The following is an 18885-nucleotide window of genomic DNA, read 5'->3' as shown; positions in this document are numbered from 1 at the left end:
ACGGCTCTCACGGTGGGGTTGTTAGAAGCGCGTTAGAAGGACCGGGTCGGCCGCTGACCGCTGGTTAGGCTCCGGGCGGTGACAGAAACGCGTGAGAACGAGACGGTCGGCGTACCGCCGCCCACCCATGGGCGGGCGGTTCGTTGGTTGCTGCACGACCGTCCGTCCGGGCACCCGGGCCCGCACCGGCCGGCGCCGCACCCGACCCACCGCTGGTGGAAGGTGATGTGCCTGACCGGTGTCGACTACTTCTCGACGCTCGGCTACCAGCCCGCGATCGCCGCGGCCGCGGTCGGTCTGCTCTCACCGGTCGCGACCTTGATCCTGGTCCTGCTGACCCTGTTCGGCGCCCTGCCGGTCTACCGCCGGGTCGCGGCCGAGAGCCCGCACGGAGAGGGCTCTATCGCGATGCTCGACCGGCTGCTCGGCCGCTGGAAGGGCAAGCTCACGATCCTGGTCCTGCTCGGCTTCATGGCCACCGACTTCATCATCACGATGACGCTGTCCGCCGCAGACGCCACCGCGCACGTGATCGAGAACCCGTACATGCCGCACTGGTTCGAAGGCAAAGAGGTGATCATCACTCTCGTCCTGCTGGCACTGCTGGCGGGTGTGTTCCTGCGCGGCTTCGGCGAGGCGATCGGGATCGCGGTCGCCCTGGTCGTCGTGTACCTCGGCCTGAACCTGATCGTGGTCGGGAACGCGCTCTGGAACGTGATCACCGCGCCGGAGCTGGTCACGAACTGGCGCGGCATGCTGACCACCGAGCACTCGAACATCTGGGTGATGATCGGCATCTCGCTCGTGGTGTTCCCGAAGCTCGCTCTCGGCCTGTCCGGCTTCGAGACCGGTGTCGCGGTGATGCCGCAGGTCGACGGTGCGGCCGAGGACGACCCGGCCCACCCGGCGACGCGGATCCGGAACACCCGCAAGCTGCTGACCACGGCCGCGCTGATCATGAGCGGTTTCCTGATCACCAGCAGCTTCACGACGATCGTGCTGATCCCCGAGGACGAGTTCAAGGACGGCGGCGAGGCCTCCGGGAGAGCGCTCGCCTACCTTGCCCACGAGCACCTCGGCAACATCTTCGGGACGGTGTACGACGTCAGCACCATTCTCATCCTGTGGTTCGCCGGGGCGTCCGCGATGGCCGGCCTGCTGAACATCGTGCCGCGCTACCTGCCCCGCTACGGCATGGTCCCGGACTGGGCCCGGGCCACCCGGCCGCTGGTGATCGTGTTCGGGCTGATCGCGTTCGTGATCACGATCCTGTTCAAGGCCGACGTCGACGCGCAGGGCGGTGCGTACGCGACCGGCGTACTGGTGCTGATCATGTCCGCGTCGATCGCGGTCACGCTGTCCGCCCGGCGGAAGGGGGAGCGGGCCAAGACCGTCGGGTTCGGCGTGATCAGCGTGGTGCTGCTCTACACGACCGTCGCGAACATCATCGAGCGGCCGGACGGCGTGCAGATCGCCTCGTTCTTCATCGTCGCGATCGTCCTCACCTCGCTGATCTCTCGCGCCACCCGCTCGCTGGAGCTGCGCGCCACCGAGATCCGGTTCGACGAGGAAGCGTGCCGGCTGATCGCGGCGGCCGCCAAGCATGGTGAACTCCGGATCATCGCGAACGAGCCGGACGCCCGGGACGAGGCGGAGTACCAGGAGAAGGAGGCCGAGCAGCGCGAGGTACGCAACCTGCCGGAAGGCCTGCCGATCCTGTTCCTCGAGGTCACGCTCACCGACGCGTCACAGTTCGAGACCGAGCTGGACGTGCGCGGCGAGGAACGGTTCGGCTACAAGATCCTGCGCGTCGACAGCCCCAGCGTCCCGAACGCGATCGCGGCACTGCTGCTGAAGATGCGCGACGACTGGCACGTGATGCCCCACATCTACTTCGCCTGGGCCGAGGGCAACCCGTTCTACTTCCTGTTCCGCTACCTCATCTCCGGCGAGGGCGACGTACCGCCGGTCACCCGCGAGGTCCTCCGCCGAGCCGAACCCAAACGCTCGAACCGCCCCTGGGTTCACGTCGGCTGACGTTGCCTCACTGGGGGCCATGGCGCACGATCGGGGTATGACCAGTTTCGAGAACGATCGGGAAACCCTGAGAGCGCTCGCTGACGACGGTAACGAGCGGGCCATGGACCGGCTCGCCGACCTGGCCGAGGCGCGCGGCGACGTCCAGGAGTTGAGCGATCTGCTGGACGAGGGGTGCCTGCACGCAGGCGAGCTGCTGACCCGCCGAGCGGCGGCCGCGCACGATCTCCGCGAACTGCAACGCATCACGGACGCCGGGTACGACGAGGCCGCCGAGGTCCTCGATCGCCTCCTCACCGTCCGCCCCGACTGACCACGCCGCGAAGGCAATCACACCGCTCGCAAGTATCGTGGCGGTATGAGTGTGCAGCGGCGGCCGACGATGTACGACGTGGCTGCGCTGGCCGGGGTGTCGCATCAGACGGTGTCGCGGTACCTGCGGGCCGATCCGACCGTTGGGCCGGACACGTCGGTGCGGATCAAGGCCGCGGTCGACGAGCTGGGGTACCGGCCGAACCTAATGGCACGGGCGATGCGGACGCGGAGTACCGGGGCGGTCGCGATCATCCTGCCGGGGTGGACCGGGCCGGAGCGGACCGTTGCCGCGGCGTGTGAGGAGGCGCAGCGGCTCGGGTACCAGGTCGAGATCGTGATCGGCGTCGACGAGGACCCGGCGGCGTTGAGCCGGCTCGCCGACGAGATCCTTTCGCGTGGTCAAGTGGACGGGGTGCTGTCGGTGACCCCGTTGACGGTCAAGCCGGGTGGTGTCGTCGTACAGACTGCTGAGTTCGACCATCGGTTGCACGCGGTCGAGGCGGGTGGCGGCGGACGAGGCGACGATGGAAGAGATCCTGTCGCGGCTCGCCGACCTGGGGCATCGCGACTTCTTCCATGCGGCGGGGCCGCAGGACTGGAAGTCGGCGCAGCTGCGGAAGTCCGGGTATCTGAAGGCTTGTGAGCGGTTGGGGTTGCGGTCGCACGGTGTGTACGACGGGCCGTGGCATCCCGATACCGGTGTCGAGGCTGTGCAGTCGTTGATGCTCGTACGCTACGGGACTCCCGCGTTGTCGACGGTTCGTGTGGACCGCGAGACGTCGGGCCGGCACGGGATGCGACGCCTGATCGCAGCCATCCGCAACGAACCCGAACCGGACCCCCTCCCCGCAGCCCCCACCGAGATCATGTTCCGCGACACCACAGTCCCACCCCGCCAGCGGTGAGGTCAGGTGAGGACGAGGGCGCCTAGGTGCCAGAAGCGGTCGGGTTCGCTGTCGAGGGTCAGGTCGGCGGACCGGCCGGTGGGGCCGCCGTCGAGGTCGGCGTGGAGCCAGGTGAAGATGCCGCCGGGGAGATCGGCGGACGTGGCAAGGACTTTGTTGCCCTCGGCGATGATCGTCGGAGGACAGTCCGGGCCGCCGTCGCCGACGAGCGCCAAAAGGCGGACCGGACCAGGCGGCAGCGTGATCCGCAGCGTGCGTGCAGGATAGTCGCCGCAGAAGTCCCGCCGGAGCGCATCCCACGTACTGCCGCGATCGCGACCCTGCGGCGCCGTACCGACCCAGCCGTAGCCGCGCGTCGTGTTCCAGGTCGTGCCGGGGGAGACCCGCGCGTAGCCCGTCACCAGCGGGCTGTCCGCGGTCCCGATATCCAACGCAAGGTGGCATTGTGTCCAGTGGCAGAGAGCGAGTTCCCGTTGAACGAGTTCACGATCGTCCCACCGGGCTGAGCGGCGGTCAGCGACACACCGTTCTCGTCGACGAACGGGCCGGTGGGGGAGGTCGAGCGCCCGGCCAGCACCGGGTAACCACCGCCTCCGACGTTGCCGTTGCAGCAGCCGTAGCCTGAGTAGAACAGGTAGTACCAGGGCCCGCGCTTCGCCACCCACCCGCCCTCTCCACGCTCACCGGCGACGACCTGCTGCGAGGTACCGACCGTACTGCGGCCATCGGGCGACAGTCGTACGACGTGCAGCCCGCCGCGGCGGAACGAGCCGTAGTACAGGTACTTCGTCCCGTCGTCGTCGATGAACATCATCGGGTCGATCTCCATCACCTCGCTGTCGGCGACGAAGTCCACGACCGGATGACCGATGTCCTTCCACGGCCCGGCGGGCGACGACGAGATCGCGAGCCCGATCGCGGCGCCGAGCGGCGTGGAGCTCGGTGCCGAGTAGTACATGTAGTACTGGCCGTCGACGTACCGGACGTCCGGCGCCCAATACCCCTTCTGCGGCCAGGGCGCCCACTCGGGATGGCTCTCGGCGCTGAACGCGTCGCCGAGGAACTCCCAGTGCACGAGATCGGTGGAGCGCACCATCGGGATCAGGTGCTGCGCGGGCGCGGCGCCGACCGGCAGCAATCCCGCGGAGGCGATCAGCGCCGCCACCAGGCCGGCGAGGAGCAGACGGAAGGACACAGTTCGAGGCATGGCGACGGGTCCTCACTGGGCGGGGGAGGTGTCTGGCGAAGCAGTCGAGTGATCGATCACCCAGACGGTGAGTGATCGATAATTCGACCGCAAGACCTCAGCCTCCGGAACGCGCCGGGTTGGCCGCCCGAATCGGTGGGGTGGTGGGAGACTGCGAAGAAACCGGGGGTTGGTTCGAGGGCGGTGGAGCGATGGGTCTCGCGTACGGAATCGGTTTGGTCGCTGAGGCGGATGTGAACGCGCCGTGGAACGGGCACGACACCCGGGTGCTGATCGTCGCCGTGCTGGGGATCGCGGTGATCGTGGCGCTGATCGTCGCGTTCAAGGTGCATGCGTTCCTGTCGCTCACGATCGGGGCGCTGTTCGTCGGCGTTGCGTCCGGGATCGGCGCCGGTGCGGTCACGAAGTCGTACGAGAACGGCGTCGGCAGCGTCCTCGGGTACGTCGGCGTACTGATCGCCCTCGGCGCGATGGTCGGCAAACTGCTCGCCGACTCCGGCGGAGCGGACCAGGTCGTCGACACGATCCTGCGTGGCAGGTCCGGCGCGCTCCCGTGGAAGATGGCGCTGATCGCCTTCATCATCGGGATCCCGATGTTCTTCGAGATCGGCCTCGTACTGCTGATTCCCGTGGTGGTCCTGGCGGTACGGCGCACGGGCGCGCGAGCCATGCTGCTCGGGATCCCGGCACTCGCGGGCCTGTCCGTCCTGCACGGTTTCGTGCCGCCGCACCCCGGGCCGTTGGCCGCGATCGGCGTACTCGGGGGAAATGTGGGCATCACGCTGGCGCTGGGTCTGCTGGTGGCGATTCCGACGGTGATCGTCGCCGGTCCGCTGTTCGGGCGGCTCGCGGCGAAGTGGGTCCCGATCGGGGCCGCGGGTACGGCGCTCGAGGTCGGCGAAGGGCACCACGAGATCGAAGGCGAGCACAGCACACCCAAGGATGCTGCGCCAGGTTCGGTCCGGACCCGGACGCCGAGCTTCACCGCGACGATCGTGACGGTGCTGTTCCCGGTGGCGCTGATGCTGCTCAAGGCCGCGTCCGACGTCTGGATGAGCAAGGAGAACGCGCTCTATCCGGTGCTCCAGTTCGTCGGCGACCCGGTCGTCGCGCTGCTGATCGCCGTACTGCTCGCGATGTTCACCTTCGGCACGGGGGTGGGTTTCGGCATCCCGGAGCTGAGCAGAAAGATCGGAGAGAGCCTTCTCCCGATTTCCGGCGTGATGCTCATCGTCGGCGCCGGCGGCGGTTTCAAGCAGGTCCTGGTCGACGGCGGCACCGGTACGGCGATCGCGAAGATCGCCATCGCGGCGAACCTGTCGGCGCTCCTGCTCGGCTGGATCGTCGCGGTGCTGATCCGGCTGGCGACCGGTTCCGCGACGGTCGCGACGGTGACCGCGGCCGGCATCGTCGCGCCGCTCGCGGCCGGCGAGAGTACGACCTATCTCGCGCTGGTGGTGCTGGCGATCGGCGCCGGCTCGCTGTTCTTCTCGCACGTCAACGACGCCGGCTTCTGGCTGGTCAAGGAGTACTTCGGCATGACCGTCGGCGAGACCATCAAGACCTGGTCGCTGATGGAAACCCTCATCTCGATCATGGGCCTGGCCATGACGCTACTCCTGTCGATCTTCATCTAGCCTCGCGACCTGGGCTCCAGCGCTAGCCTGCCGCAGCACGCTCTACTTCTTCGGCCGCCTCCCGGTGCCGGCTGATTCGGACCACGATCAGGCCGGCGAGCAGCGCGGCCGTGATCACGAGGGCCAGGAGACTCAGGCCGCCGACCGGCCCCGCTCCCACGCCGCGCACCGTCGGATCGAGAGCGAACAACAGCAGCCAGGGCGCCGAGTTCACCGCGAGTGCCGCTCCCCAGATCCGGTGACCCGCGATCAGCAGGACGGTGGCGAGCACGATCAGGCCGGTGCCCAGCAGGATCCCGAGGCCGATCCGGAGCGAGATCTGGTCAGGCAGGCGGTAGTAGAACCACGGCTCGGGTCCGAGTGACGGTGCGAGGATGAGTATCGCGGCGATGGTCGGACCGGCCGCCAGCAGCGCGAACAGGCCCCGGGAGCTGCTGCGGGGTCGCCGCGGCTCGCCGGTCGCCGCGAGGGCGCCGACCATGATGACGAAGGCGAGGACGCCGCCTGGCGGCCGGGTGAAGCCGAAGCTGTGCGCGAACTGCTCGATCGGCGGCACCATGATCGCCAGCGCGCTCAGTGCGCTGAAGGCCGCGAGCCACCGCGCGGAGGCCGCCCGGCCGAGGACCATCGCGATCGCGGCGAGCAGCCCGGCGAGGAAGCAGATCGATCCGGTGGTCACGTTGCCGATCGGCGAGCCCTCCATACTCGTTCGCGGATCCCAGGGCGCCCATTCGCCGAAGACCAGGAAGGTACTGCTGATCGCGGCCAGCAGCGCCAGCGCGATCACCGATACCCGGTTGCGGATCCCCTGGGCCAGGGTGGGCGGACCTGCCTGCGTCAGGCGGAGCCGAGCGGCGTGGGCCGCCAGATTGAGCAAGTCCCTGAAGTCGGCGCGGCCGCGGGCCTCGGCGGAGTCAAGCAAGAGACCGAGAGCCTCTTCCCCGTGCTGGTCGCGCCACCAGCGCGGGTAGCACTTCAGTACTGCGCGGTACAGGGCGCTCACGCGACACCACCTCCGGCCGCCGGGCCTAGCCGGAGCCGGAGCCTGCGGAGAGCCTGGTCGGCGTTGGACTGAAGGCGAGCTGCCTCGGTGGCCAGCGCCTCGGCGCCGGCGTCCGTAAGTTCGTAGTACCGGCGGAGGCGGCCGTCGACGATCTCCTCGCCGGCCGGGCGGACCAGCCCTTCGTCGCGGAGGCGGTCGAGGGCGGCGTACAGCGTGCCCGGTCGAAGGGTGACGCGGCCGCTGGACAGGCCTGACACTTCGCTGATCACCGCGTAACCGTGTTTGCGGCCATCGGCGAGCGCGGCCAGGACGAGGAACGTCGGCTCGCGCATCTCGGAAGAGGACATGACCCAGACAATAGTCTGATGATCGGTATATAGCAATCATCGAGTCATTGCCGAGTCTCGAAGGTTTCCCCTGGTTCGTGAGGTGACTCCTTCCGCGTCAGGTATGTGCTGGGCAGTATTCGGGGCAACCGGCCGCCCGCCCAGCGGCCCGACCCGGAGGAGCGCAGCTATGCGATCTCTCATCCCTCGTTCCCGTGCCGTGGCGGTTCTGATTGCCGGTTCGGCCCTGCTCCTGACTCCGCTGAGCGGTCAAGCCACCGCGCGAACACCGGTCGGCGAGGCGCCGGACTGCTTCGTACCGCCGGCCGGCGCGTCCGCGAAGGGCGGGCACGGCGCCGACACCCGAGATATCTCGGCCGCCGAGCAGAAGGCCATCGAGGTCCAGACGGCGAAGTTGCTGAAGGCAAAGACTGCTCGCAGCGTCGCAGCGGCGGTGAACGTGCCCGTCTACGTTCACGTGATGCGCGATGCCAGCGGCAACGGTGACGTCACCGACACCCAGATCACGCAGCAGATCGACGTACTGAACAAGACGTACGGCGGTCAGGAGTCGTCGCAGGCCGCGAACACCGGCTTCACGTTCACGCTGGCCGGCGTCAACAAATACGACAACAACCAGTGGCACAAGGACAAGCAGAGCAGCACGTACCGCAAGAAGACCCGTCAGGGCGGCAAGAACGCGCTGAACATCTGGCTGGTCGACTTCGCGTACCTCGGGATCGCGACGTTCCCGTGGGACTACGCGCGGCAGCCCGGCATCGACGGGATCCGGGTGCAGTACACGTCGCTGCCCGGTGGCTCGGCGACGAACTACGACCTCGGTGAGACCGCGACGCATGAGGCGGGCCACTGGCTCGGGCTGTACCACACCTTCCAGGGCGGCTGTACGGCGACGAACGACGAGGTGGCCGACACGCCCGCGCAGAGCAGTCCGAGCAGCGGTTGCCCGACCGGACGGGACTCGTGCTCGCTGCCGGGCCTGGACCCGATCCACAACTACATGGATTACTCGTACGACTCTTGCTACAACCAGTTCACCCCGGACCAGAGCGCCCGCATGAGCGACATGTGGAGCGCTTACCGGGCGTAGCTCGCGGAGGCTGGGTGGTTCAGGGTGCTCAGATGTTGTTCGTGGACCAGTCGGCGTGCGATCGAGCCGGGACCCTCGAGCTGCAGAGTTTGCGGGTCGTCGGGGAGCCGGAAGCCGAGTGTGGTCACGGTGTCGAGGCAACGGTTCGTGCCCAGGACTGCCCAGCCGGTGCGAGTTTCGGGGGAGAGGTCGAGATCCTCGGCGAGGAGCAGGTCCTCGCCGAGCCAGGCGCGGGTCGCGGTGCGCAGGATGCCGCCGGTTTCGCCGTGGCGGCCCAGGACGAGTGACTCGCGAACGTGTGCGGTGCAGCCGGTCGCGAGGCGTGCGGTCGTCGTACGGGTGACCTCGGCGTCGGCGGAGACGACGAACGGTTCGGCGTACCACTGGAGGCTCGCGCCGTCGGTGAGCCGGATGTCGATGTCCCAGCGCGCCGAGCCGCCGCGCATGCCATAGGCAACAGTTCCGGCGGTCTCCACGATCTCCAGCCGTACGGCGCCGGAGACCGCGATCTCGATGCGCACGTCGTCGCCGGCGAGCAGCAACGCGCCCGCGGCGACGAGGGCGACCCGCACCACGCCGTCATCACCGGGCAGTTGCCGCGGTGACAGGTGGTCGGTCGTCAGCAGACAGCGGTCGCGGACGGGGTCGGCGACGACCTCAATGCGCGTGGACATGGGTGATGACTTCGCCGTTCTCCCCGACGTGCGAGTGCGGGGCCATCGGTCCGGGATCGACGGGTGTGTGGTCGCCGGTGTGTACGGCGTGCGCCATGGATCGCACCCATTCCGTGAGGCGGGCGACCGAGGCGGGATCCGTGCGAGAGAGCGCTATCACAGGTTTCCCGTCGCGGGCCGTCTCGGCGTCCTTCACCATCTGCTCGACGTCGACTCCGACGTACGGCGCGAGGTCGGTCTTGTTCACGATGAGGAGATCGGCGCGGGCGATACCGGGGCCGCCCTTGCGTGCGACGTCTCCGCCGCCGGCCACGTCGAGGACGAAGATCTGCGCGTCGACGAGTGCGGGGGAGAACGTCGCGGTCAGGTTGTCGCCGCCGGACTCGACCAGGACGACGTCGAGCGGCGCGAAGTCGCGTTCGAGGTCCTCGACCGCGATCAGGTTCGGCGTGACGTCGTCGCGGATCGCGGTGTGCGGGCAGGCGCCGGTCTCGACGGCGCGGATCCGTTCCGGGTCGAGTACGCCGGCCGAGCGCAGCAGCCGCGCGTCCTCGTCGGTGTAGATGTCGTTGGTGATGACACCGAGCCGGAGCTCGTCGGCGAGTTCGCGGCAGACGGTCGCGATCAGCGAGCTCTTGCCGGTGCCGACCGGTCCGGCGACACCGAGCCGGAAGGAGCGGGTCTCAGGCGCGTCATGCACGTCAGGCATGGAACAACCTCATTCTCTCGATGGCGTGGTTGTGCGCGAACACGTCGATCAGCGGCGCGCCGTCGGCCGGGATCTCGTCGATTCGGGTCAGGGGCGCGACGTCCTTGACGAGCCGCTCGATGTCGTCGTGCAGACCGGCCAACCAGGTCGCGGCGTCGGCCGGGTCCACGGGCAGCAACTTCAGGGACGCGGCGATGACGGTCTGCGCGTCGTCGTACGCGACGGTGCGCGCGACCTGCTCGGCGGACAGCCCGGTCACTGCGCCGACGACCCCGAGCACGACGGGTCTCGCGATCTCACCGTCGTTCGGCAGGTACGTCGACACGTCGGGCCAGACGCGGCGCGCGAGGCGCAACAACAGTCGCCCTTGGCGTCGCGAGACGCCCCGCACTACGTGACTGGGCACGCGGGCCGCCCACGCAGCCTCGACCAACGCGGTTTGCGGAACATTTTCGTCGCCTGGTGCAACTTTTGTTCCGCAAAGGGACAGGTGGCGGGTGAGTACGGCGACGGCTGCTTCGACGCGGGTCGTCGTACGGAGGCGATCCCGCGCGTAGGCCGCGACGTCGGCGAGTTGCTTGCCGTCGGCACCTAGGCCCGCGCGTACGGCGGGTTCCAGGCCGCCGGACTGGGTGTGCCCGCCGGTCGGCAGCCGGCCGTCGGCGAGCATCATCGCGACCAGTTCCGCGTTGCCCATCAGAACATCGCGTAGAGCTGAGCGAGTGGGAGGACCGACGCCGGCGCCGGCTCGACCAGATCACCGTCGACCTTGATCGCGAACGTCTCCGGGTCGATGTCGATCGCCGGCAGCGCGTCGTTGTTCTTCAGATCGGCCTTGGTGAGCTCTCGTGTCGGCCGTACGCCGAGCAGGCCCCGACGCAGACCGAGCCGCTCGGCCAGCCCGTTCTCGAGCGCGGCCGGAGACACGAACGTGTACGAGAGATCCGCCCCGATCGCATCGCCGAACGCGGGCCGCATCAGCACCGGCTGCGGTGTCGGGATCGACGCGTTCGGATCGCCGAGCGCGGCCCAGGCGATCGCGCCGCCCTTGATCACGAGGCTGGGGCGGACGCCGAAGTACCGCGGGTCCCAGAGCGCGAGGTCCGCGAGTTTGCCGGGTTCGACCGAGCCGACGACGTGATCGATGCCGTGGGCAATGGCCGGGTTGATCGTGTACTTCGCGACGTACCGGCGTACCCGCTCGTTGTCGGCCGGCAGGCCGCCCGTCAGCGCACCGCGGCGGTGTTTCATCACGTGAGCGACCTGCCAGGTGCGCGTGATGACCTCGCCGATCCGGCCCATCGCCTGCGCGTCGGAGGAGGTGACCGAGAGCGCGCCGAGGTCGTGCAGGATGTCCTCGGCGGCGATCGTGGTGGCGCGGATCCGGGACTCGGCGAACGCGAGGTCCTCGGGAACATTGGGGCTGAGGTGGTGGCAGACCATCAGCATGTCGAGGTGCTCGGCGATCGTGTTGACGGTGTGCGGCAACGTGGGGTTCGTGGAGCCCGGGATGACGTGCGGGTACGACGCGATCGTGAGGATGTCCGGCGCGTGACCACCGCCCGCGCCCTCGACGTGGAACGCGTGGATCCCGCGGCCCGCGATCGCGCCGAGCGTCGACTCGACGTACCCGGCCTCGTTCAGGCTGTCGGCATGCAGCGCGACCTGAAGACCCCACTCGTCCGCGGCGCGCAGGGCGGCATCGATCGCGGCCGGGGTCGAGCCCCAGTCCTCGTGCAGTTTGTACCCGGCGGCGCCGGCGAGCGCTTGTTCGGCGAGGGCTTCGGTGCTGACCGTGTTGCCCTTGCAAAGCAGGAGGATGTTGAGCGGTACGGCGTCCAGCGCGCGATGCATCTGCTCGAGATGCCACGCGCCGGGGGTGACCGTGGTCGCCTTCGAGCCCTCGCTCGGGCCGGTGCCGCCGCCGACGATCGTGGTGATCCCGGTCGCGAGCGCCTCGTGGAGCTGCGACGGGGACAGCAGGTGGACGTGCGAGTCGATCGCGCCGGCGGTGAGGATCCGACCCTCGCCGGCGATCACGTCGGTGGACGGCCCGATCTGGAGGTCGGGATGTACGCCGTCCGCGATGTCCGGGTTGCCCGCGCGGCCGAGGGCGACGATCCGGCCGTCGCGGATGCCCACGTCCGCGCGGACGATGCCCCACCAGTCCACGACCAGCACGTTGGTGATGACGGTGTCGGGCGCACCCTCCGCGCGGGTCGTCGTACCTTGCGCCATCGACTCGCGGATCGACTTGCCGCCGCCGAAGACGACTTCCTCGCCGCCGACGGTGTAGTCCTGCTCGACCTCGACCCACAGATCCGTGTCCGCGAGCCGCACCTGATCGCCAGCAGTCGGTCCGTACAGCGCGGCGTACGCCGCGCGCGAGATCTCAACCACGATCCACCTCGCCGGTTCCGGCCGATGGCGCCGGCTTCAGTTGGATCCCGGGCACCCGCCGTCTACCGCGGAGCGCGACCAACGCCACCTCACGTGAGGCGCCCGGCTCGAACCGCTGCGACGTACCCGACGGGATGTCCAGCCGGAATCCCTGCGCAGCCTCCCGGTCGAAGGCGAGCGCGCTGTTGGCGTCGGGCAGATGCAGATGCGAGCCGATCTGGATCGGCCGGTCGCCGGCGTTCACGATCACCAGCTGTAAACGTTCGTCGTCGGAGCGGTCGGCGTTCAGTCGGATGGTCCCCGGTCGCACCCGGACCGCTCCAGCCGCCGTGTCACTGGGCAGTGCCGGTGCGGCTGGGTTGTCCGCGCCCTGTCTTTCCTTGCTAAGTCTATCGTCGTCGGCCATGGTTTCTGCCTTCAAATGATCGGGCTGTGGATAGTCACGAGTTTGCGGCCGTCCGGGAACGTCGCCTCGACCTGCACGTCATGCAGGAGTTCGGCGACGCCGGGCATGACCTGGTCGCGGGTGAGGACGGTGCGGCCGGATTCCATCAGGTCGGCGACGCGGGCGCCTTCGCGGGCGCGTTCGATCACCCAGGTGCTGAGCAGGGCGACGGCTTCGGGGTGGTTGAGAAGCACTCCCCGGGCCAGCCGGTCGCGGGCGACCATGCCGGCCACGGAGAGCAGCAGCTTCTCGACGTCGGCGGGAGTGAAGTTCATGGTGTGGTGGTGCGGGGCCGCATCGACGCGGGAAGCAACCGCCGCTGACTCCCTTCACAGGTCAGGGGCTGTAGAGACAGCAGCCTCAATGGAGCCGAGACCCCGCTCCACACGCCGGGTTGGGGAGGATTTTGTACCCGATTGGGGAAGTAATCCTCCCCAAGTTGCATCATGGCAGCCAGCGTGAGGTGAGGCAGCGGGTTGGGTCGCTGACGGAGGAGGTTTCTCCGCGGAACCTGGAGGATTTTCCGCAGATGGAGCGCGAAGTCCTCCAGGTATTCGGCGCAGAGGGGGCGACGGGGCGGGAGGTCGCGACGTCTCCTGGCGCGGCGGCCTCCCACGAGGAAGTCATGCTTGCAACGGTAGGACGTGGTCGGCGACCTTGTCCGTGCTCAGGCACAGCGAGCACACCGCTGCGGAGTGCGTCTCGCAGGCGGTCATGTCGGGGCGCTCGTACTGCTGCCGGCACACGTGACACGTCAGCACCTCGCCGGACGGGTTCCCGTGCTCGTCGTACATCGGCAGGTCCAGCCCGTCGTCGACGCGCCGCAGGTAGTACTTCCCGCGGGTGAGAACGGCGAGCACCGGCGGCAGGACGAGGGCGAGCCCGATCGCGACGAGCGGCGAGTACGGCTTGATCCCCGAGCCGAGGCCACCGAAGAACACGATGATCGAGACGCCCGCGGCCGCTGCCATTGATCCGAAGCCGACCGGGTTGACGGCGTACAGCATGCCGCGCCGGAACTCCGGAGCCTTGGGTGACAACCCCAGCAGGTACTTGTTGAACACGATGTCCGAGGCAACGACCACGATCCACGCCATCCCGCAGTTCGCGTAGAACCCGAGAATGGTGTTCAGGAAGTCGAACATGTTCGCCTCCATCAGCACCAGCGCGATCACGAGGTTGAACCCGAGGAACACCAGCCGTCCGGGGTAGTGCCGGGTCAGCCGCGTGTACGAGTTCGTCCAGGCCAGCGAACCGGAGTACGCGTTCGTCACGTTGATCTTCACCTGGCTGATGACGACCAGTACGACGGCCAGCGTCATCGCCAGCCACCCGGGCAGGAATCCGCGGTAGATCTCCAGGAACTGGTGCACCGGCTGGTTCGCGATCGACGACGAATCGGCGACGTTCGCGATCAGGTAGACGGCCAGGAACAGACCGATCACCTGCTTCAGGGCGCCGAAGATCACCCAGCCCGGCCCGGCCAGCAGCATCGCGGTCCACCACCGGCGCGAGTTCTCCGGGGTCTTCGGCGGCATGAACCGCAGGTAGTCGATCTGTTCGGCGATCTGCGCGATCAGCGAAAGACACACCCCGGCCGCCAGCAGCATCGAACCGAAATCGGCGTCCGGACCGTAGTCGAAGAACGTCGACACCGACGACGGATGCGAGATGAGCAGGTAGCAGAACGGCAGCACCATCAGAATCAGCCACAGCGGCGTCGTCCACACCTGGAGCGTGGACAGCACCTTCATCCCGTAGATGACCAACGGGAAGATCACCAGCGTCGAGACGGCGTACCCGAGCCACAGCGGCACGTGCAGCCCCAACTGAAGGCCCTGCGCCATGATCGAGCCTTCGAGCGCGAAGAAGATGAACGTGAACGACGCGAAGATCACGTTGGTGACGACCGAGCCGTAGTACCCGAAGCCGCTGCCGCGGGTGATCAGGTCGAGGTCGATGTTGTAGCGCGCGGCGTAGTACGCGAGCGGCAGGCCGGTCGCGAAGATCACCACGGCGAAGATCGCGATACCCCACAGCGCGTTCGTGGTCCCGTACGAGATCCCGATGTTCGCGCCGATCGCGAAGTCGGCGAGGTACGCGATCCCGCCGAGGGCCGAGACGGCGACGACGCCGGTCGACCATTTGCGGTAGCTGCGTGGCGCGAACCGGAGGGTGTAGTCCTCCAGGGTCTCGCGGGTCGCGGTGGTCGGGGCGGGGGGTTCAGCGGTGGTGCGGTGGTCGAGCGAGGGCTCCACAGACATGGGCGAACTCCTGGCGGCACCTTCGGGCGAGCGGTGCTCCGGCGGACCGGCGACGCTGCCGGCGGGGGATGCACCCGAATGGAAGGAACCTAGGAACGCCGTGTTACCGGGGTGTTGCCGATCCGCTACGTTCGTGTATTTCCATCTGGAAGTACTTCGCTACGTCCGCCTCGAGCTCGCGCTGGGCCGCCGCGAGGCGATCGGCGACCGTTCCGCCGACGGGGGAGAGCGCCGTGACGATCCGGCGCTTGTCGTCCGGGTGGATGCGCCGCAGCACCAGGCCGCGTTCGACCAGCTTGTCGACGTGCCGGGTCAGGCTCGCGGCCGGCAGTACGGCGGACTCCGCGAGCACGGACATCGGCTGCCCGGCCTCCTCGTGGAGCGCGGCCATGATCCGCCACTGCTCGATCGTCAGGCCGAACTCGTCGAGCAACGGCTGCAGACCCAGCTCGAGTTGCCGCTCGATCCGCTTCAGCAAGAGGAGCACGCAGGACCCCCTCATCGGTTCAGGTGGTGGGAAATATAGCCGTTCGGTCGATGTTCCGCCTCCGGTTCGTCCACACTGGACCGAATGTACGGCGGGAGGAGGTGACAGTGCGGCGCTCCGACGTACTGCCGATCGCCTTCGTCGTGCCGCTGCAGGGTCCGACCGGGATCTACGGTCCGTCGTGTGTTGCCTGCGGTCAGCTCGCGGTCGAGCAGCTGAACGCGCGGAACGGAATCGCCGGCCGTCGGGTCGAGCTCGTCCAGGTCGACGCCGGGCGCCCGCCCGCGGTCGTCGCCGAGGAGGTGGGGCGACTCGTCGACGCGGGTCGCGTCGAGGCCGTGGCCGGGTGGCACATCTCCGCGGTCCGGGTCGCACTGACCCGACGGATCGGTGGGCGGGTCGTGTACGCGTTCGCCGCGATGCACGAGGGCGGTGACGACACGCCTGGCGTGTTCATGCTCGGCGAGCGGCCGGTCAACCAGCTGCTGCCGGCGGCGCACTGGTTGCGCGAGCACCTCGGCGCGCGGCGTTGGGTTGTCGTCGGCAACGACTACGTTTATCCGCGGGTCACCGGTTCGGTGGCGCAGGAAGCCTTGCAGGGAACGGGATCCGAGATCGTGCACTCGGCGTACGTCCCACTCGGTACGGCGGACTTCCGGGACGTGATCGACGGGCTCCGGGCGACCGATGCCGACGGCGTGATCATGCTCCTGATGGGCCAGGACGCGGTGCATTTCAACCGCCAGTTCGCGGCCGGTGGACTGAGCGAGAGGCTGCTCCGTCTCAGCCCGGCGATCGAGGAGAACACGCTGCTCGGCGCCGGATCGGGCGCGAACCATGGCGTCTACGCGGCCGCGGCGTACTTCGACAAGCTCACGACCGTCGAGAGCAGCGAGTTCGCCCAGCAGTACTACGCGCGCTTCGGAGCCTTCGCGCCCGCACTGAACGCGGTCGGTGAGTCCTGCTACGAGGCGATCCGCTTCCTCGCCCGGCTCGGCGAGATCAGCGGCTCCATCGCGATGTCGGCCGCCCTCCCGAGCGGCCACTTCTACGACAGCCCTCGCGGCCTGCTGCGGCTCGACGGCAATCTCGTCGACCAGGACGTGTACCTGGCGGTCGCCGACGGTCTCGAATTCCGGATCCAGGAGCAGATCGCCCACACTGCCTAGCCATTGTGAACTGTCTCATGCAGTACGACGTGCCGGTCGCGCTGGCGACGGAGTTGCGTAAGTGGCTGTATTTCCGGCCGTAGGTTCGCGCTCTTTTCACAGGTGACGAGATCTGCAGTGGTGGTCGGTGGCGGGATCGTGGGGCTGGCTGTGGCGCGGAGCCTGCAGCGGCTCGATCCCGGTACGCCGGTCGTCGTACTGGAGAAGGAACCGGCCGTCGGCGCGCACCAGACCGGGCACAACTCGGGCGTGGTGCACTCGGGGCTGTACTACCGTCCGGGCTCGCTGAAGGCGCGGTTCGCGGTGGCGGGCGGTACGGCGCTGCGCGAGTACTGCGAGGAGAAGGGCATCCCGCTCGACGTACCGGGCAAGCTGGTCGTCGCGACGACGGAGGCCGAACTGCCGCAGCTCGATCGCCTGTTCGGGATCGGTCGCGAGAACGGCGTCCCGGTACGGCGGCTGACCCTGGACGAGGTCGCGGAGCGTGAACCGCACCTGCGGGTGAAGGGTGCGCTCGCGGTCGACTCGACGGGGCGCGTGGACTTCAAGCTGGTTGCTGCCGCGCTCGCCGACGACGTACAGGCGGCGGGCGGTGAGATCCGGACCGGCGTGTCGGTGACGGCGGTCGAGAACGCGGGGTCCGTGGTGCGCGTGCGGACGACGGACGAGGTGATCGAGGCCGACCGGGTGGCTGTGTGTGCGGGGCTGCACAGTGACCGGCTGGCTCGGGCATCGGGTCTTGAGCCTGGGGTCCGCATTCTCCCGTTCCGCGGGGAGTTCAGTGAGTTGGTGCCGGAGCGGGAGTACCTGGTGAAGGGGCTGGTTTATCCGGTGCCTGACCCTGACCTGCCGTTCCTCGGTGTTCATCTGACTCGGGGCATCGACGGCAGTGTCCACGTTGGTCCGAACGCTGTCCCGGCGTTGTCCCGCGAGGGGTACTCGTGGTCGAAGATCGTCATACGGGATGTGTGGGAGGCGGCGACGTACCGCGGGTCCTGGAAGCTTGCGCGCCGGTACGCGCGCACTGGCGCGAAGGAGATCGTGCGCTCGCTCACCGGTCGGGCGCTGGTCCGCGAGGCGCGGCGGATGCTGCCGGAGTTGCAGGTTTCCGACGTTCGGCGGTCCGGGTCCGGTGTCCGCGCTCAGGCCGTGACGCGTGACGGCAAGCTCGTCGACGACTTCCTGTTCCTCCGCGACGGGCGCGCCCTGCACGTCCTGAACGCGCCGTCGCCAGCAGCCACCGCCTGCCTCGTCATCGGAGACCGCATCGCCGAAGAACTGTCGGCCGACCGAGCCTGAGCGGGTCGTGTGAGCGATCCCACGCCAACGTCACGCCGGCGCAACAGGTGGGCAATCTGGGCCGGGGACGCTATGAAGCATGGACTCGTTGCGTACGACGCTCACGGGTGGGACCGCCTGCGATGTGTGTGGACGGTTGCCGCATCCGCGGCGGCTCCGGCTGACGCTGGCGAAGCTGGTGGCGATTGCTCCGGTGGAGTTGGCGTTGCATGCGGTGGTGCTCGCCGCGCATCCGCCGTACCTGGTCGCGGTCGCCGTGCTGGCGAGCGTGACGACGGCGCTCGTGGTCTGGGTGGTCGAGCCGTCGACGATGCGGCTGCTGCGGTCCTGGCTGCACGCTCCGAAGGCTCGTCCGCGGAACGGGATCGGGACACTGTGGCGTATTCGTTTGACGCTCGACGATCGGGCGGGAACGCTGGAGAGCGTCACCCGGCAGCTCTCGGTCCTGGACGCGAACATCCTGGGGCTGCATGTTCATCCGATCGACGACGGGGTGCGGGACGAGCTGGTGGTCTCGACGCCGGATGACATCACGGCCGCTGATCTGGAGCTGGCGATCGAGTCGGCCGGCGGGCGCGAGACGCACGTGTGGCCGACGACCGCGTTGGCGTTGGTGGACGGTCAGACGAAGGCTTTGAGTCTGTCCGCACGCGTGGTGGCGGATCCGGCCGAGCTGCCGCACGCGGTTGCCGAGTTGCTGGGCGCCCAGCTGGTCACGAATCGGGCCACGCTGGCGGGTCAGCTGCCCGACGACGGGACGGTGCTGAAGGTGCCTTCGCCGTGGACCGGCCTGTTCGCGTTCAGCCGTCCCGGAGAACCGTTCACCCCGGCCGAGTCCGCCCGGGCCCACCGCCTCGCCGAACTGGCAGAAGCCGCCCAAACCATCACCCGCTGACG

21 protein-coding genes are annotated in these 18885 nt (G+C 68.5%); 9 read left to right on the top strand and 12 right to left on the bottom strand.

Annotated elements, in window-relative coordinates; genetic code table 11:
* The first annotated feature begins 78 nt into the window (after positions 1 to 78).
* The 4 genes from ACLJOO_RS36670 to ACLJOO_RS36655 all read left to right on the top strand — a co-directional run bounded on the left by ACLJOO_RS36670 (position 79) and on the right by ACLJOO_RS36655 (position 3257).
* A complete protein-coding gene (locus tag ACLJOO_RS36670) occupies positions 79 to 2037 on the top strand; it encodes an amino acid transporter (protein WP_410792279.1) in 1959 nt (652 codons plus the stop codon).
* A 37-nt stretch (positions 2038 to 2074) separates the two neighbouring features.
* Positions 2075 to 2350: a hypothetical protein gene (locus tag ACLJOO_RS36665; RefSeq protein ID WP_410792278.1), complete on the top strand. Its 276-nt coding sequence runs from the start codon at positions 2075 to 2077 to the stop codon at positions 2348 to 2350.
* Positions 2351 to 2395: 45 nt separating this feature from the next.
* Complete coding sequence (locus ACLJOO_RS36660; RefSeq protein WP_410792277.1) at positions 2396 to 2995, top strand: LacI family DNA-binding transcriptional regulator; 600 nt, start codon at positions 2396 to 2398, stop codon at positions 2993 to 2995.
* A 79-nt stretch (positions 2996 to 3074) separates the two neighbouring features.
* Positions 3075 to 3257, top strand: coding sequence for a hypothetical protein (locus tag ACLJOO_RS36655; protein WP_410792276.1), 183 nt, complete (start codon positions 3075 to 3077; stop codon positions 3255 to 3257).
* A gap of 2 nt (positions 3258 to 3259) precedes the next feature.
* Here ACLJOO_RS36655 and ACLJOO_RS36650 read toward each other — a convergent pair whose 3' ends face one another.
* Both ACLJOO_RS36650 and ACLJOO_RS36645 read right to left on the bottom strand, forming a co-directional pair.
* Positions 3260 to 3658, bottom strand: coding sequence for a hypothetical protein (locus tag ACLJOO_RS36650; protein ID WP_410792275.1), 399 nt, complete (start codon positions 3656 to 3658; stop codon positions 3260 to 3262).
* Entirely contained in the window at positions 3655 to 4464 is an 810-nt protein-coding gene (locus tag ACLJOO_RS36645) for a family 43 glycosylhydrolase (RefSeq protein WP_410792274.1), read from the bottom strand. Before ACLJOO_RS36645 ends, ACLJOO_RS36650 begins: the two co-directional genes overlap by 4 nt.
* A gap of 191 nt (positions 4465 to 4655) precedes the next feature.
* Between ACLJOO_RS36645 and ACLJOO_RS36640 the strand changes: the two genes are divergently transcribed.
* The gene (locus ACLJOO_RS36640; protein WP_410792273.1) at positions 4656 to 6101 is read left to right on the top strand and encodes a gluconate:H+ symporter; all 1446 of its coding nucleotides are present in this window, start codon (positions 4656 to 4658) and stop codon (positions 6099 to 6101) included.
* A gap of 22 nt (positions 6102 to 6123) precedes the next feature.
* On the opposite strand, the gene ACLJOO_RS36635 is transcribed toward ACLJOO_RS36640, so the two are convergent.
* Together ACLJOO_RS36635 and ACLJOO_RS36630 are read right to left on the bottom strand one after the other, a co-directional pair.
* Positions 6124 to 7104, bottom strand: coding sequence for a hypothetical protein (locus ACLJOO_RS36635; protein ID WP_410792272.1), 981 nt, complete (start codon positions 7102 to 7104; stop codon positions 6124 to 6126).
* Positions 7101 to 7451, bottom strand: coding sequence for a PadR family transcriptional regulator (locus ACLJOO_RS36630; protein WP_410792271.1), 351 nt, complete (start codon positions 7449 to 7451; stop codon positions 7101 to 7103). The genes ACLJOO_RS36635 and ACLJOO_RS36630 overlap by 4 nt, the downstream gene beginning before the upstream one ends.
* Before the next feature lie 199 nt (positions 7452 to 7650).
* Between ACLJOO_RS36630 and ACLJOO_RS36625 the strand changes: the two genes are divergently transcribed.
* Positions 7651 to 8541 carry a zinc metalloprotease gene (locus tag ACLJOO_RS36625; RefSeq protein WP_410792270.1) on the top strand — a complete coding sequence of 297 codons (891 nt, stop codon included), beginning with the start codon at positions 7651 to 7653 and terminating at the stop codon, positions 8539 to 8541.
* Here the strand turns inward: ACLJOO_RS36625 and ACLJOO_RS36620 are convergent.
* The 8 genes from ACLJOO_RS36620 to ACLJOO_RS36585 form a co-directional block, all read right to left on the bottom strand.
* Positions 8529 to 9215 (bottom strand): urease accessory protein UreD, encoded by a 687-nt coding sequence (locus ACLJOO_RS36620; protein ID WP_410792269.1) that lies wholly within the window; start codon positions 9213 to 9215, stop codon positions 8529 to 8531. The two genes, ACLJOO_RS36625 and ACLJOO_RS36620, sit on opposite strands and share 13 nt — an antisense overlap.
* Positions 9199 to 9924 carry an urease accessory protein UreG gene (gene ureG / locus ACLJOO_RS36615; RefSeq protein WP_410792268.1) on the bottom strand — a complete coding sequence of 242 codons (726 nt, stop codon included), beginning with the start codon at positions 9922 to 9924 and terminating at the stop codon, positions 9199 to 9201. Before ureG ends, ACLJOO_RS36620 begins: the two co-directional genes overlap by 17 nt.
* Complete coding sequence (locus ACLJOO_RS36610) at positions 9917 to 10621, bottom strand: urease accessory protein UreF (protein ID WP_410792267.1); 705 nt, start codon at positions 10619 to 10621, stop codon at positions 9917 to 9919. Before ACLJOO_RS36610 ends, ureG begins: the two co-directional genes overlap by 8 nt.
* Entirely contained in the window at positions 10621 to 12324 is a 1704-nt protein-coding gene (locus tag ACLJOO_RS36605) for an urease subunit alpha (protein ID WP_410792266.1), read from the bottom strand. The genes ACLJOO_RS36610 and ACLJOO_RS36605 overlap by 1 nt, the downstream gene beginning before the upstream one ends.
* Positions 12317 to 12667 carry an urease subunit beta gene (gene ureB / locus ACLJOO_RS36600; RefSeq protein ID WP_410792478.1) on the bottom strand — a complete coding sequence of 117 codons (351 nt, stop codon included), beginning with the start codon at positions 12665 to 12667 and terminating at the stop codon, positions 12317 to 12319. Before ureB ends, ACLJOO_RS36605 begins: the two co-directional genes overlap by 8 nt.
* Before the next feature lie 74 nt (positions 12668 to 12741).
* The gene (locus tag ACLJOO_RS36595; RefSeq protein ID WP_131337901.1) at positions 12742 to 13044 is read right to left on the bottom strand and encodes an urease subunit gamma; all 303 of its coding nucleotides are present in this window, start codon (positions 13042 to 13044) and stop codon (positions 12742 to 12744) included.
* Positions 13045 to 13392: 348 nt separating this feature from the next.
* Positions 13393 to 15033, bottom strand: coding sequence for a purine-cytosine permease family protein (locus ACLJOO_RS36590; protein WP_410792265.1), 1641 nt, complete (start codon positions 15031 to 15033; stop codon positions 13393 to 13395).
* 103 nt (positions 15034 to 15136) lie between these two features.
* Positions 15137 to 15520 (bottom strand): MarR family winged helix-turn-helix transcriptional regulator, encoded by a 384-nt coding sequence (locus tag ACLJOO_RS36585; RefSeq protein ID WP_410792264.1) that lies wholly within the window; start codon positions 15518 to 15520, stop codon positions 15137 to 15139.
* Between the two features lie 107 nt (positions 15521 to 15627).
* Between ACLJOO_RS36585 and ACLJOO_RS36580 the strand changes: the two genes are divergently transcribed.
* The 3 genes from ACLJOO_RS36580 to ACLJOO_RS36570 all read left to right on the top strand — a co-directional run bounded on the left by ACLJOO_RS36580 (position 15628) and on the right by ACLJOO_RS36570 (position 18883).
* Positions 15628 to 16689, top strand: coding sequence for a substrate-binding domain-containing protein (locus ACLJOO_RS36580; RefSeq protein WP_410792263.1), 1062 nt, complete (start codon positions 15628 to 15630; stop codon positions 16687 to 16689).
* A gap of 102 nt (positions 16690 to 16791) precedes the next feature.
* The gene (gene lhgO, locus ACLJOO_RS36575) at positions 16792 to 17988 is read left to right on the top strand and encodes an L-2-hydroxyglutarate oxidase (protein WP_410792262.1); all 1197 of its coding nucleotides are present in this window, start codon (positions 16792 to 16794) and stop codon (positions 17986 to 17988) included.
* Positions 17989 to 18067: 79 nt separating this feature from the next.
* Positions 18068 to 18883 (top strand): amino acid-binding protein, encoded by an 816-nt coding sequence (locus ACLJOO_RS36570; protein WP_410792261.1) that lies wholly within the window; start codon positions 18068 to 18070, stop codon positions 18881 to 18883.
* Positions 18884 to 18885: the final 2 nt, after the last annotated feature.

It is taken from the genome of Kribbella sp. C-35 (assembly GCF_046549195.1).
GTDB lineage: Bacteria > Actinomycetota > Actinomycetes > Propionibacteriales > Kribbellaceae > Kribbella.
Note: the sequence above shows the minus strand (reverse complement) of the source record. Positions and strands in the feature narration are given on the sequence as shown.

What these genes read in the sequence shown, in the direction of transcription:
- ACLJOO_RS36645 (WP_410792274.1), bottom strand. Translation starts at nt 4,464, where the DNA reads ATGCCTCGAACTGTGTCCTTCCGTCTGCTCCTCGCCGGCCTGGTGGCG.
- ureG (WP_410792268.1), bottom strand. Translation starts at nt 9,924, where the DNA reads ATGCCTGACGTGCATGACGCGCCTGAGACCCGCTCCTTCCGGCTCGGT.
- ACLJOO_RS36595 (WP_131337901.1), bottom strand. Translation starts at nt 13,044, where the DNA reads ATGAACTTCACTCCCGCCGACGTCGAGAAGCTGCTGCTCTCCGTGGCC.
- ACLJOO_RS36660 (WP_410792277.1), top strand. Translation starts at nt 2,396, where the DNA reads ATGAGTGTGCAGCGGCGGCCGACGATGTACGACGTGGCTGCGCTGGCC.
- ACLJOO_RS36630 (WP_410792271.1), bottom strand. Translation starts at nt 7,451, where the DNA reads ATGTCCTCTTCCGAGATGCGCGAGCCGACGTTCCTCGTCCTGGCCGCG.
- ACLJOO_RS36570 (WP_410792261.1), top strand. Translation starts at nt 18,068, where the DNA reads ATGGACTCGTTGCGTACGACGCTCACGGGTGGGACCGCCTGCGATGTG.
- ACLJOO_RS36610 (WP_410792267.1), bottom strand. Translation starts at nt 10,621, where the DNA reads ATGGGCAACGCGGAACTGGTCGCGATGATGCTCGCCGACGGCCGGCTG.
- ACLJOO_RS36640 (WP_410792273.1), top strand. Translation starts at nt 4,656, where the DNA reads ATGGGTCTCGCGTACGGAATCGGTTTGGTCGCTGAGGCGGATGTGAAC.
- ACLJOO_RS36665 (WP_410792278.1), top strand. Translation starts at nt 2,075, where the DNA reads ATGACCAGTTTCGAGAACGATCGGGAAACCCTGAGAGCGCTCGCTGAC.
- ACLJOO_RS36655 (WP_410792276.1), top strand. Translation starts at nt 3,075, where the DNA reads ATGCTCGTACGCTACGGGACTCCCGCGTTGTCGACGGTTCGTGTGGAC.
- ACLJOO_RS36620 (WP_410792269.1), bottom strand. Translation starts at nt 9,215, where the DNA reads ATGTCCACGCGCATTGAGGTCGTCGCCGACCCCGTCCGCGACCGCTGT.
- ACLJOO_RS36590 (WP_410792265.1), bottom strand. Translation starts at nt 15,033, where the DNA reads ATGTCTGTGGAGCCCTCGCTCGACCACCGCACCACCGCTGAACCCCCC.